General features: G+C 63.0%; 10 protein-coding genes. 5 read left to right on the top strand and 5 right to left on the bottom strand.

Going from position 1 to position 12,146, the window contains the following annotated elements; all coding sequences use genetic code 11:
- The first annotated feature begins 9 nt into the window (after positions 1-9).
- Complete coding sequence (locus ABDW49_RS07165) at positions 10-2,991, top strand: beta-galactosidase (RefSeq protein ID WP_343610760.1); 2,982 nt, start codon at positions 10-12, stop codon at positions 2,989-2,991.
- Between the two features lie 38 nt (positions 2,992-3,029).
- On the opposite strand, the gene ABDW49_RS07170 is transcribed toward ABDW49_RS07165, so the two are convergent.
- Entirely contained in the window at positions 3,030-4,385 is a 1,356-nt protein-coding gene (locus ABDW49_RS07170) for an oligogalacturonate lyase family protein (protein WP_343610762.1), read from the bottom strand.
- 154 nt (positions 4,386-4,539) lie between these two features.
- Here ABDW49_RS07170 and ABDW49_RS07175 point away from each other — a divergent pair, with 154 nt between their 5' ends.
- Both ABDW49_RS07175 and ABDW49_RS07180 read left to right on the top strand, forming a co-directional pair.
- On the top strand, positions 4,540-6,012 hold the full coding sequence (locus tag ABDW49_RS07175) for an MFS transporter (protein WP_343610764.1): 1,473 nt from the start codon (positions 4,540-4,542) through the stop codon (positions 6,010-6,012).
- Positions 6,009-6,809: a rhamnogalacturonan acetylesterase gene (locus tag ABDW49_RS07180; protein ID WP_343610766.1), complete on the top strand. Its 801-nt coding sequence runs from the start codon at positions 6,009-6,011 to the stop codon at positions 6,807-6,809. The genes ABDW49_RS07175 and ABDW49_RS07180 overlap by 4 nt, the downstream gene beginning before the upstream one ends.
- Positions 6,810-6,897: 88 nt before the next feature.
- Here the strand turns inward: ABDW49_RS07180 and ABDW49_RS07185 are convergent, their stop codons facing one another.
- The 3 genes from ABDW49_RS07185 to ABDW49_RS07195 form a co-directional block, all read right to left on the bottom strand.
- A complete protein-coding gene (locus ABDW49_RS07185; protein WP_343610768.1) occupies positions 6,898-7,911 on the bottom strand; it encodes a PHB depolymerase family esterase in 1,014 nt (337 codons plus the stop codon).
- A gap of 256 nt (positions 7,912-8,167) precedes the next feature.
- Entirely contained in the window at positions 8,168-8,752 is a 585-nt protein-coding gene (locus tag ABDW49_RS07190; RefSeq protein WP_343610770.1) for a methylated-DNA--[protein]-cysteine S-methyltransferase, read from the bottom strand.
- 10 nt (positions 8,753-8,762) lie between these two features.
- Positions 8,763-8,951: a hypothetical protein gene (locus ABDW49_RS07195; RefSeq protein WP_343610772.1), complete on the bottom strand. Its 189-nt coding sequence runs from the start codon at positions 8,949-8,951 to the stop codon at positions 8,763-8,765.
- Between the two features lie 227 nt (positions 8,952-9,178).
- Between ABDW49_RS07195 and ABDW49_RS07200 the strand changes: the two genes are divergently transcribed.
- Positions 9,179-9,556 (top strand): hypothetical protein, encoded by a 378-nt coding sequence (locus ABDW49_RS07200; protein ID WP_343610774.1) that lies wholly within the window; start codon positions 9,179-9,181, stop codon positions 9,554-9,556.
- A gap of 76 nt (positions 9,557-9,632) precedes the next feature.
- Here the strand turns inward: ABDW49_RS07200 and ABDW49_RS07205 are convergent, their stop codons facing one another.
- Positions 9,633-10,682 carry a glycoside hydrolase family 88 protein gene (locus ABDW49_RS07205; protein ID WP_343614196.1) on the bottom strand — a complete coding sequence of 350 codons (1,050 nt, stop codon included), beginning with the start codon at positions 10,680-10,682 and terminating at the stop codon, positions 9,633-9,635.
- 255 nt (positions 10,683-10,937) lie between these two features.
- Between ABDW49_RS07205 and ABDW49_RS07210 the strand changes: the two genes are divergently transcribed.
- On the top strand, positions 10,938-12,134 hold the full coding sequence (locus ABDW49_RS07210; protein ID WP_343610775.1) for an SGNH/GDSL hydrolase family protein: 1,197 nt from the start codon (positions 10,938-10,940) through the stop codon (positions 12,132-12,134).
- Positions 12,135-12,146 lie beyond the last annotated feature (12 nt).

Genomic DNA, 12,146 nt, shown 5'->3' on the forward strand with positions numbered 1-12,146 from the left:
GGCAAAACCTTGCGCAACATTCTGATGACGACAGCCGCCGCTCTGGCCCTGATCGCCTCGCCCGCCGCTGCTCAACAGGCCAGGCCGACCGTCAATGACAAGGCTCCGGTCAAGACCTTTGGCCGCGTCTCCTTCGATGGCCATTCGTTGATGATCGACGGGCAGCGCAAGCTGATCTGGGCCTCCGAATTCCATCCCTTCCGCCTGCCGAGCCCCGATCTCTGGCGCGATATCCTGCAGAAGATGAAGGCCAGCGGCTTCAACACCGTCACCTTCTATTTCGACTGGAATTACCACAGCCCCAAGCAGGGCGTGGAGGATTTCAGCGGCATCCGCGATATGGACCGTCTGCTGACCATGGCCGATGAGGAGGGGCTCTATGTCATCACCCGCGTCGGACCCTATGTGAACGCCGAATTGGCGCGCGGGGGCTTTCCGGGATGGTTGCAGAACCAGCGCGCCCAGGCCCGCACCGATGACCGGGAGTATATGGCCGCCGCTGATGAGTGGCTGACCGCCATCGATGCCATCGTCGCGCGCCATCAGATCAATGGCGATGGGAAGGGCCACAAGGGCAACGTCATCCTGCACCAGATCGAGAATGAGCTGTCGCAGACCTCGGCGGTGCATCGGCGCTATATGGATCACCTTTACGCCAAGACGCGGGCCGATGGCATCAATGTGCCGATCTTTCACAATGATCCGGGCCGGCAGGGCCGCTGGGTGCCCGATGCCAGCCCCGTGCCGGGCGTGGTGCATGGCCCCAACGATATGTATGCCTTCGATGCCTATCCGGGCGGCGCCTGCACCGCGGATGGCCATGTGGTGCGCAGCAGTCCCGCGCCCGACTGGGGCTTTTATGGCGAGGGCGGGGCGAAAGGCGGCGCCTCGGCCTCTCCGGACACGCCGGGCTTTCTGGCCGAGATCGGCGGGGGCTGGTTCGATTACTGGGGCTCGAACGGGAACTATGCCTGCAATGCGGTGCAGCGTGGGCTTGGCTATCAGAAGCTGTTCTACGGCACCAATCTGGCCAACGGCATCAGCCTGCAGAGCATCTATATGGGCTATGGCGGCACGAGCTGGGGCTGGCTGCCCGCGCCGGTGGTCTTCACCAGCTATGACTATGGCGCGGCCATTGCCGAGGATCGGTCTCTGCGCGACAAGGCTTCCGAGCTGAAGCTGATCGGCGGCACGATTGCCGCTGTGCCAGATCTGGCGGGGATGGTTCCGGCCACGCCGATCAAGACCAGTTCCGAGGCGATCCGCCTCTATCACAACCGCAATCCCAAGAGCGATGCGCGCTTCCTGCTGGTGGCCCATGCCGAGGGTCATCTCACCGAGGACACGCCTTTCACCTTCAGCGCCGATCTGCCCGATGGGCACTATCAGGTCCCGCAGATGCGGTTGAACGGTTACGATGCCAAATGGCTGGTGGCGGGGGTGAATCTTGGCGGTCAACGGCTGGTCTATGCCACCAGTGAAATCCAGAGCCATATCCATCAAGGCGCGCGTGATTTGCTGCTGATGGTGGGCCGCAAGGGCGAGACCGGGCGCACCGTGCTGCGCTATGCCAGCGCGCCTCAGGTGAAGGTAAACGGCAGTGCGGAGAGCCATTTCGATGCCGCGCGTGGCGATCTGGTGCTGGATTACACCCATGGCGCTCTGGCCAGCGTGGAGATCAGCGGAGGCGGCCGCCCGCCGCTGACCCTGCTGCTGGGCGATGACGCGGTGGGGGCTTCCTGCTGGAACGCCGATGGCGTGCTGGCCTGCGGGCCGAACCTCGTGCGCCATGCGGCGGCGAAGGGCGGCACTTTGGCGCTGACGGGCGATACCATTGCGGCTGGGCCTTTGCGGGTCTGGGGCGAGGCCTCGCGGGTGACATGGAATGGCGCCCCGGTGGCGATGAAGGTGCAGGATGGGGCGCTGGTCGGGAGCCTGCCGGGCCCGGCGCCGGTGGCTTTGCCGCAACTGGCATGGCGCAGCATGGCGGGTTCTCCCGAGGCCTCGCCCAGTTTCGACGACAGCCACTGGCAGACCATCGACCACCGCCGCGACGCTACCCAGTCGCAAAAGCCCGATGGCCAGCCCACCATGACCATGGACCCCTATGGCTTCCATGAGGGCGATGTCTGGTATCGCGGGCGTTTTGCAGGCGATGCGAAAGCGCAGAAGATCACGCTGGCCTATGGCGCGGGCGGGGCGGGGATGGCTCAGGTCTTCCTCGATGGGGCGCTGATCGGGCAGGGCGAATTGCCTGCGGGCATGCCGCGCCCGATCACCACCGGCAGCCTGACGCTGAACCTGCCTGACAGCGCCCGCACGCCGGGTGATCATGTGCTGGCGGTAATGGTGCGCAACAATGGGCACAATTGGGACCTGACCGCCTCGGATGAGCATAAGGAGGCGCGCGGGCTGATCGCCGCTTCGGTCGAGCCTTTGACCGGGCCGTCTTTCTCGGTGCCGATCACATGGCGCATTCAGGGCCGCGCCGGGGGCGAGGATTTCGTCGATCGCGCGCGCGGCGTTGCCAACAATGGTGGGCAATATGGCGAGAGGATGGGCTGGCATTTGCCTGCCTTCAACGATGCGGCATGGAAGAGCGTGCAGGGTCTGGCTCAGGGCCCGGCGGGCACCAACTGGTATCGCAGCAGCTTTACCCTGAATGTGCCCAGGGGGCAGGACGCCACCATCGGGGTGCAGATGGGCGATCCGTCCACGCCGCGTTCCGCGCAGCATTATCGCGCGCTGATCTTCGTCAATGGCTGGAATATGGGGCAGTTTATCGCCCATGTCGGCCCGCAGCGCACCTTCCCTATCCCGGAAGGCATTCTCAATCACCATGGGGCGAATGTGATCGCTCTGGCGGTGACCAGTGATGGGCAGGCGGCTAATGCGCCCGAGCCGGTCAGGCTGGTGACGATGCAGAACCGGCTGGGCGGTTTGCCGGTGCGGATGGTCGAGGCTCCGGCCAGCCTGCCTCCAACGCCTTGATGTGAAAAGGGGCGGCCTGCCGAGCCGCCCCTTTGTTGTTACTGCGCCTTGGCCACCTCCACGGCATAGACATGCGTGCCGTGTTCATCCGGGTCATTCTCGAAATGGCCGCGGAAGATGATCCATTTGCCATCGGGCGTGAAAGTCATGTTCGGCTCGGTCTTGTAATTGTGCTTGCGCATATCGACCAGCTTCTCTTGCGCAAAGGTGCCCGGCACGATCAGCTTCTCCGCATCCGCCGTGGGAATTTCGGCATCGTCGGGGATGGGCTTGGGCGTGAAGAGGTAGAGATATTTGCCATCCGGCGCATGGGCGACCATCTCGCTGTCACCGCCATCGCCGGTGAACAGCTTCAGATCGTTCGACTGGTTGTAATGCACCGACCACTGGTTGCGATCGACCTTGTACCATGTGCGCTTGCCGCTGTTGATATCGTAACCGGCCAGCCAGAAGACCTCGCCGCGCGGGGTTTGCAGATCGTACCAGATGGTGTGGCCATCGGGCGAGAAGAACTCATGGCCCGCGATCTCGTTGTTCATGGTGCGGGTGTGGACCAGCTTCTTGCCGGTGCCATCGGTGCGGATGGTCCAGATGCGATCGACCTCATGCCACGGGCCTTCGTGGCAATACATGATCAGCCCCGGATCTGTGGGCGAGAACTGCACATGGTTGAGCCAGTCGCTCGACGCCACGATCACCTTGCGCTCGCCGGTGACCAGATTGTGGGTGAAGATCTCCATCGGGATGTTGGCGATCAGGCGGCGGTGCAGGGCGCGCGTCTTGGCGTCGGCATAGGTGTAGGGGGTGCCGTCCGGGCGGTTTTCGGCATAGGTGTAGCCGCCGGGGGTCTCATTGCCGCCCTTTTGCGCGGGGTGTTTCAGCGTGCCATCCGGGTTCACATTGGCGGGGGGCAGCGTGTATTGGCCCAGCAGCATCGTCTCATCGGCGTTGATCGAGCCGATCGAGCCGCCCGCCACATCGGCCACCTTCTTCACCTTGCCGGTGTCGACATCGGCGGCATAGACCTGGAACGTCTGCCCGGCATCGTCGCGCGCGCGGCTGGCGTAATAGACGTTGCGGCTTTTGTGGCCGGTAAACAGCAGGTTGAGCTGCGGGCCGGGCACCAGCAGCTTGACGCTCCAGTCCTTCAGCGTGACGACCGCGATGCCTTGCGGGGTTTTCATCACCATCTTGTCGCCTTGCGGCGTGAAGGCGCTCTGGGTGAAATAGAGGCTGGAGGTGCCGGGCATATCGCTGATGCGCAGCACGCGGTGATGCGTCAGCGGATCGATCCATTCGCGCTGGGGCTTGGCGAGGGCAGGGGTGGCCAGCAGGACGCTGCCCGCAAGAAGGGCCCTGACCATCAGAGATTTACCCAAGGAACTGAAACGCATTCGGTCATCTCCCTTAGAAAGCGGTTCGCACGTCATTTGCCGCTTGTCGGTTTTGTTTTACATAGTATGTATTGATCCCTCAATGTGAAAAATGTCACAGACCTGCGACGCAATGCTGTCGCAGACCAAGCCACGGGCAAGAGGATCGAGCAGCATGGGTGGACCCACCCCCAGACAGGTGAAGACCGTCAACTATCTGGCCTATGGTGCCAATGACGTGCTGGGCGCGGGATCGATGGCGGTGATCTCCGCCTGGGTGCTGATCTTCTACACCAAATTCTGCGGCTTGAGCGCGGGCGAGGCGGCGCTGATCTTCGCCGTGGCGCGGGTGCTGGATGCCTTTGCCTCGCCCACCATCGGCCATCTGTCGGACAGCTTCGACCGCTTCTGGCTGGGGCAGAAATTCGGGCGGCGGCGCTTCTTCATTCTGGCGGCGATTCCGCTGCTGCCCTCCTTTGCGCTGATGTGGTGGCCGGGGCAGAATTTCTGGTTCTACCTCGTCTCCTATGTGCTCTTCGAGCTGACCTATGCGCTGGAGGTGATCCCTTACGAGACGCTGGCCGCCGAAATGTCGAGCGACTTTGCCACCAAGGCCAAATTCGCGGGCATCCGCATCCTGTTCGCGCAGGGATCTGCGATTTTAGCGGGATTTCTCCCGCTGTGGCTGATCAACTGGCTGGGGCGCGACAGCCCGATGACCTTCTTTGCCATGGGGGGGCTGTTCTCCCTGCTGTTTATGGCGGCGGCGGGATTCCTCTATGCCTTCAGTTGGGAGCGGCATCGCCCCGAAAGCGCCCGCGTGGTGACGGCCCGCCCCAGCTTGTGGAAGAACCTCACCTCTACTTTGCGCATCCGCGCCTTTCGCCTGCATCTGGGCATGTATCTGGGCGGCTATATCAGCCAGGACATCTTCAACGCGGCCTTCACCTTCTTTGTGATCTTCGCTCTGGCGGGCAGCACGCAGACGGCCTCGGCGCTGCTGGGCACGATGTATATCGTGCAGCTTGTGGCGGTGCTGATGGCGATCCGCATGGCCCTGCGCGCCACACCTGCCGGAGCTTACCGGATCGCCGCGCTCAGCTTTGCTTTGGGCGTGGGCGCATTGGTGCTGCTGTGGCGCGCCGGACTGCCCGCCACCTCGGGCTGGATCTGGATTGGCATGGGGCTGGTCGGGCTGGGGCGCGGGGCGCTCAATTACATCCCATGGGCCACTTACAACTATATGGCGGATGTCGATGAAATCGTCACGGGCCGCCGCCGCGAGGGCGCCTTTGCCGGTGTGATGACCTTTATCCGCAAGGCCACCCAAGCCGCCGCCGTCGCCTTTGTCGGCCTGCTGATGGACTGGGGCGGCTTTGCACCCAAGGCCGATGTGCAGACGCCGGGCGCCGTCCTCACCGTGGTGCTGGTGATGGCGCTGGGCACATGGGCGATGCTGGTGCTGGGGGTGGTGATCTCGCGCCGCTTCCGCCTCAGCCGCGCGACCCATGCCGTGCTGATGGAGGAAATCGAACATCTGCGCAGTGGTCATCGCGAACCGATCAGCCCGGAAAGCCGGGATATCGTCGAGGATCTCTCCGGCTGGTCCTATGACCAGCTATGGGGCAAAAATGAGGTGAAAGTATGAGGATCTGGCTTGGCGCTCTGGCGCTGTTGGCAAGTACTGCGCAAGCACAAACAACACCTCAGGAGGCCGCGCCCCCGCGCATTCTGGTCGCGGGCGATTCCACGGTGCAGACCTATGATGTGGTGCATTATCCGCAAGCGGGATGGGGCCAGTTCCTCGCCTGCGGGATGAAGCCGGGCGCCGTGGTGCTCAACCGTGCCATCGGCGGGCGCTCGACCAAGAGCTTTATCGCCGAGGGCCGCTGGGACCGCCTGATGGCCGAGATCAAGCCCGGCGACACAGTGCTGATCCAGTTCGGCCACAATGACGCCACCAAGGCCAAGCCCGAGCGCTTTGCCGACCCGGCGATGTTCCGCGACAATCTGCTGCGCATGATCTGGCAGTCACGCGGGGCCGGGGCAAACCCGGTGCTGGTGACCCCCGTCGCCCGCCGCAATTTCGACGAGGCAGGCAAGTCGAAAGCCGATTTCGCCGACTATTCCGCCGTGATGCGCGAACTGGCCGCCAGCACCAACACGCCGCTGATCGATCTGGAAGGCGCATCCCGCAACATGATCGATCGCATGGGCCCTGAGGGTGCGCGCAAGTTCTACATGAACCTTGCCGTCGGCGCCTATCCCGCCTTCCCGCAGGGCCAGCATGACGACACCCATTTCAACGAGTTGGGCGCCCGCGCCATGGCCAATCTGGTGGCCGAGCAACTGGCTGGGCTCAGTGTTCCGGCGGCCTCTCTGGTCATGGCTCAGAGGCCGGATCTGGAGCGGAAGGCGGCTTTGGGGACTTACGCCTGTCATTAAAAAGCAAGGAAAGTGCGAGGGTGTTACACCCTCGCGCTCCCATGACGTCTCCCGGCGGTAAGGCAGCTTGTGCCGGAACGTTGCGTGATTACTGGCTGGTCAGTGTCTTTACCATCGCGTGGATGGCGGCAATCTGCGTGCCGCTGCGTGTCTGGAAATCCAGCCCGCTATAGCCCCACCAGTCCCAGCAGCCATTGGGGTTCACCGGCACCACATTCTTGTTCACCTGCGGATAGAGCACGATGATCCCGTTGGTGTCGGCCCATTCATTGTAGCCCAGCTTGGCATAGACCGCATCGCCCACGCTTTCCGCGCTCTGCAGGCAGCCGTGGAACACCACATGCACCGCGCATTTCGCGCCCGCACCCCGGCAGGCGGCGGGGACATAGAGATAACCCGTCGATGCCATGCTGCTCGTCGGCCCCGCATAGGGCGTCTGATCGAAGGCGATGGGTTGGGCTGACAGCGCATTGGCCTTGGGTTTCAGCGTGCCGTAAATATGGCCGAGGATCGCCGCGGGCTGATCGTAAAGCGCCCCTCCCACCGAGCACTCATTCACATAGGGCGCCTGATTGGTGTTGCAGCCATTGCCGAAATCCTGCGAGATAAAGGCATGCCCGGCATCGGTGGTGTTCACATAGATCAGGCTGGCGGCAGGCACCTTGAGCATCTGATAGAAGTCGCGCACCGCATCCATCACGCTCTGCTTCACCACACTGTCGCTGGTGCCGCTGAAGAGATAGACCTTCTGTTTCGCGACATGGGCAATCGGGTCGATCTTGCCCAAAGTCTGAAAACCGATGGCCGCATTGTAGGATGCCGCGCCCAGCGGGCTGCCCTGCATGCAGGTGGTGATGCCGCCCATATTGACATAGCTGCAATTGTAGGGGCCGCCCGCCACCACGCCCACCCCGATGGTGCTGGCGGAAAAGGCGACATCATACTGGACCGCCATAAAGGCCCCGGACGACAGTCCCGAAATAGAGACCCGTTTCGCATCGGCACCAAGCTTGGGAAGGTCTTCACCCGCGGCGGATGCGGCGACAAGAGGAAAGGACAGGGCGATGGCAAGCAGAGATTCGATGATCCGGCGAATGCGCATGGTTTTGCTCCTGAAACGGACATGACGGCGTCGAGATCGGTACCTTTCGAAATCCTCTTATGTTATGCGCCTTATCGTAGCATGCGGGCATCTCGTCTCAAGTTTATTGCTTGATCGAAAGTAACGCCAAAGCGGTTATATTTAAGGATATTTTCACAAAAAATGCCTGCCAAATCAGCGGCGGCTGCGGGTTTTGCCGTAATACATGCGTGGTTTTCCGAAAGATTTGCTGTCAACCGGGCATGCCGTGACCGGCCTATCCCGCAGCGCGGGCGCGCTCCAGATCTTCGGCGAAATCGAACAGGTCGCCATGGTCCTGAAAACCGGTCACCCCCTCATGACGCAGCAACCAGCGCTTGCGCCACAGCCCGCCGCCATAGCCGGTGAGCGACCCATCCGCCCCGATCACCCGATGGCAGGGCACGATCACGCCCACCGGATTGGCGCCATTGGCCAGCCCCACCGCGCGCACCGCCTTGGGCCGCTCGATGGCGATCGCCTGCCGCGCATAGGTCGAGGTGCCGCCGGCGGGAATGGCGCAAAGGGCATGCCAGCATTCGAGCTGAAACGCCGTGCCGCCCGTCCGCCAGGGGATCGTGTCAATCGCCGCCAGATCGCCCGCGAAATAGGCGTCGACCGCGCGTCGCATCGCCTCGGGCGCGGTGCCGGGGACCAGTTCGAATGCGCCGGTGAAGCGCTTCAGCAGGGCAAGCTGGCGATCGGCATAATCGGCCCAGTCGAAAGCGCGCAGATAGCCCCCGGCATCCACCGCCAGCAAAGCGGTGCCGATGGGCGTCTCCATCCGGTCGAGGGTCAGCAGCTCGGGGCTCTGGCGGGGCACGGTCTGTCCTTTACGGCCTGGGGTCATGCAGGCCGATGACACGCACCAGCAGGATCACCGCGAGAAAGATCACCCCCCAGACCAGCGCGAGCTTGATCCGCCTGTCGAGCGAAATGCCGCGAAACCGCGTGCCGCGCGTCACCAGAAACAGCGAGCCAAGCATGGCGATGATGGCAACGATCGTATCGGCTTGGCCCATGGCATGTCGGCTCGCAAGGAAGGGGGCATGAGCCGTAACGTGTGAAAGGGAAGGTGGTCAAGCGAAGGAGGTTTTGCCTCCGGCGGGCAAAGGGTCATCACCCTTTGCAATCCTTTTTTTTGTCTTGTGCTGGAGAGGGCTTTGGCCTGTAAAATTGTTGAAAGCCGCTTCGCGGAAAAGTCAGCAACGTGATAGGCTGCCGGGAGGCATTGTCTTGGGATGTTCTGATGTCGGCGGCAGTTTCAGCGGCGCTTATGTTCAATCTGGTCTGTTCCGGTTACGCCGACACTTTGTCCGGGGCGAAGCCTGGCCGGGCAGCTTTCGAAGCAACCATCATTCTCGATCTCAAGCACAAACAATGGTGCTTGTATGAGAAGGGGCAGGCGTGCCGGTATGTCGCCCATATCAAGCACGTTTCGCCTTATTTCATTGTGCTCGAGAAGCAAAATGATCGCTTTAACGAGAAGGACAACAAGCGCTATCGCTTCATCAACCGGGTCAACGGATCCTATGGTTTCAAGCAGCAGAATGCCGCTTTTTCGGCCTTCACCGGCGCCGGTTGCGCCAAACAGCCTTTTTCAGGCTTTCCCGAGCCAGTGTTCTGACGCCGCAAGCCGCAGCGCAACGCCGACATTCATGGGAGCGCGAGGGGGTAACCCCCTCGCACCTGCTCTTCTTTCCTCAAACCCGATGCAGCGCCTCGGCCAAGGCGCAAATCGCCAGCGACTGCCCATAAGGCATCGAGGTCAAAGCGATATCCTTGTAGAACTGCAGACTATCCCCCATCGCTGTGCCGAAGCTGACCTGGGTCAGCTCCCCCGCCTCGTTGATATGGTCGATCACGCCCTGCACGGCCTTTAGCCCGACAGCCTCATACGAGCCCGGCAGCAGTCCCAGACGCACCGCCTTCAGGATACCATAGGCAAAGCCCGCCGTGGCCGAGGCCTCCAGATAGGAGGTCGGGTCGTCGACCAGCGTGTGCCACAGCCCGCTTGCCTCATCCTGCGTGGCGGCCAGCGTGCGCACCTGCGCCGCCAGCGTATCGACGAGGAACGTGCGGAACGCATCGCCCTCGGGCAGGGCCAGCATCTCGATGATCTCGGGGATGGCCACCGTGATCCAGCAATTGCCGCGCGCCCACAGCGCGCGGGCGAAATTGTGCCGCCCGCCAAAGTCCCAGCCGTGGAACCACATGCCGGTCCTGGTGTCGAAGAGATACTTGATGTGCACGAGGAACTGGCGGCGCGCCTCTTCCACATAGTCGGGCTTGTTGAGCAGCAGGCCGATGCGGGCCAGCGGCAGCACGCTCATCATCAGCGTGTCGTCCCACAGCTCGCCGGGGTTCTCGTCATTGTAGACGATGTGTTGGAAGCCGCCATCCTCGGTCTTGGGCAGGCCGTCGGGCGCCATCAGCCAGGCGGCCCATTCCTCCAGATGCGCGCGCCATTCCGGGCGGGGATCGCGCTCGTAGAGATAGGCCAGCGTCAGGAAGGGCGAGACGGTGTTGATGTTCTTGGTGGTGCCGCGCGGAAGCTGGTCGGCGAACCACTGATGGATGATGCCCAGCGCCTTTTCATCGCCTGTCTGTTCCACATAGCGCCACATGCCGAACAGGCCGATACCATGGGTCCATTCCCAGCCGTTCCAGCCCTTGGTATCGATGATCCGCCCGTCTTCCAGCCGCAGCAGGAACTCTCCGGTCGTGTCCTCGATCGACACCAGATTGTCCATCAACCGGTCGATCAGGCCGACCAGATGGGGGCGGTTCAAACTCTCTTGCGTCACGATGAGGGAAGCTCCTGGCCTGGTATGATCGATGCGCGATCCGCCGGTGGGGTTGGATCGTTATTGTTATATGTGATACGTTGTTGCGATATATGATACATCGGGTTCCGTCAACATCTTGCGGGATATGCTTTGCGGGTAAAGGCCCGATGCGGCACAAGAGGCCACGCAAGTGCCCCCGCACAGGAGAGACGAAAACCCATGCGCAGCATCACCACCACTCTGACAACAATGGCTCTTTTGGCTGTCGCCAATCCCGCGCTGGCCGGGACCGCGCGCAGCTGGGGCGCGGCCATGCAGGCAGTTCCCGCCGTGAACGGGGCTTCGTCGCTGCCGCCGCTGGGCGATACGACCATCCGCCAGATCATGCGCCTGTCCATTGGTGGCGACAGCCTGCGCCTCACCTTCGACAACAGCGATTCGCCGGGTCCGCTGCTGATCGACCATATTGAGGTGGCGCAGGTCGATGCCGCCGGGCGCATCCTGCCGGGCACCAGCCAGCGCGTGACCGTGGGCGACCGCCCGGCGGTGGTGATCCCGGCCCATGCGCCGATGGTCAGCGACCCTGTGAAGATGGTGGTGGCGCCGCTGGCGCGCGTGGCGATCTCGATCCATCTGGCGGCCGGGCAGCAGCCCTGGTCCTTCCATGGCTATGCCGCCGCCAACACGCTGCTGGCCCCCGGCGACCAGACCACCGCGCCGGACATGACCAGCGTGAACGCGATGCAGCGGCGCTTTCTGGTCTCGGGCATCGATGTCACCTCGGCCCGGCCGCTGCGCAGCGTGGTGACGCTGGGCGACTCGATCACCGATGGTGTGCGCGCCACGGTGGACTCGGATCGCCGCTGGCCCGACCAGCTCGCCGGTCGGCTGCAGCAGGCGGGGATGGTTCAGGTCGGCGTGACCAATCAGGGCATCTCGGCCAACAAGGTGCTTCAGGATGGCGTGGGGATCAGCGCTCTGGCGCGGTTCGACCGCGATGTGCTGGGCGTGCCGGGCGTCAGCCATGTGATCGTGCTGGAGGGGGTCAACGATATCGGCGGCGCCTCGCGCGATAACCAGCAGGCCAGTTTCGACACGGTGGGGCTGATCAACGCCTATCGCCAGATGGTGCTGCGCGCGCATGACCATGGGGTGAAAGTGCTGCTGGCCACCATCCTGCCCTACAAGGGCGCGGGTTACTGGTCGGCCTGGGGCGAGGAGCAGCGCGCCAAGGTCAATGCCTGGATCCGCAGCCAGAAGGAGGCGGATGGCGTGGTCGATTTCGATGCGGCGGTGCGCAATCCGGCTGACCCGCAGGCCTTTGCCCCGGCCTATGACTCGGGCGACCATCTGCATCCCAATGATGTGGGCTTTACCGCCATGGCCAAGGCCGTGCCGCTCAACCTGCTGCGTTAAGCGTGAGGCCCT

It is taken from the genome of Novosphingobium sp., from assembly GCF_039595395.1.
Taxonomy (GTDB): domain Bacteria; phylum Pseudomonadota; class Alphaproteobacteria; order Sphingomonadales; family Sphingomonadaceae; genus Novosphingobium.

Bases quoted from the DNA above. Each gene is read 5' to 3' on its own strand.
- ABDW49_RS07180 (WP_343610766.1), top strand. From the start codon at position 6,009: ATGAGGATCTGGCTTGGCGCTCTGGCGCTGTTGGCAAGTACTGCGCAA.
- ABDW49_RS07185 (WP_343610768.1), bottom strand. From the start codon at position 7,911: ATGCGCATTCGCCGGATCATCGAATCTCTGCTTGCCATCGCCCTGTCC.
- ABDW49_RS07200 (WP_343610774.1), top strand. From the start codon at position 9,179: ATGTCGGCGGCAGTTTCAGCGGCGCTTATGTTCAATCTGGTCTGTTCC.
- ABDW49_RS07175 (WP_343610764.1), top strand. From the start codon at position 4,540: ATGGGTGGACCCACCCCCAGACAGGTGAAGACCGTCAACTATCTGGCC.
- ABDW49_RS07210 (WP_343610775.1), top strand. From the start codon at position 10,938: ATGCGCAGCATCACCACCACTCTGACAACAATGGCTCTTTTGGCTGTC.
- ABDW49_RS07195 (WP_343610772.1), bottom strand. From the start codon at position 8,951: ATGGGCCAAGCCGATACGATCGTTGCCATCATCGCCATGCTTGGCTCG.
- ABDW49_RS07170 (WP_343610762.1), bottom strand. From the start codon at position 4,385: ATGCGTTTCAGTTCCTTGGGTAAATCTCTGATGGTCAGGGCCCTTCTT.
- ABDW49_RS07205 (WP_343614196.1), bottom strand. From the start codon at position 10,682: ATGGACAATCTGGTGTCGATCGAGGACACGACCGGAGAGTTCCTGCTG.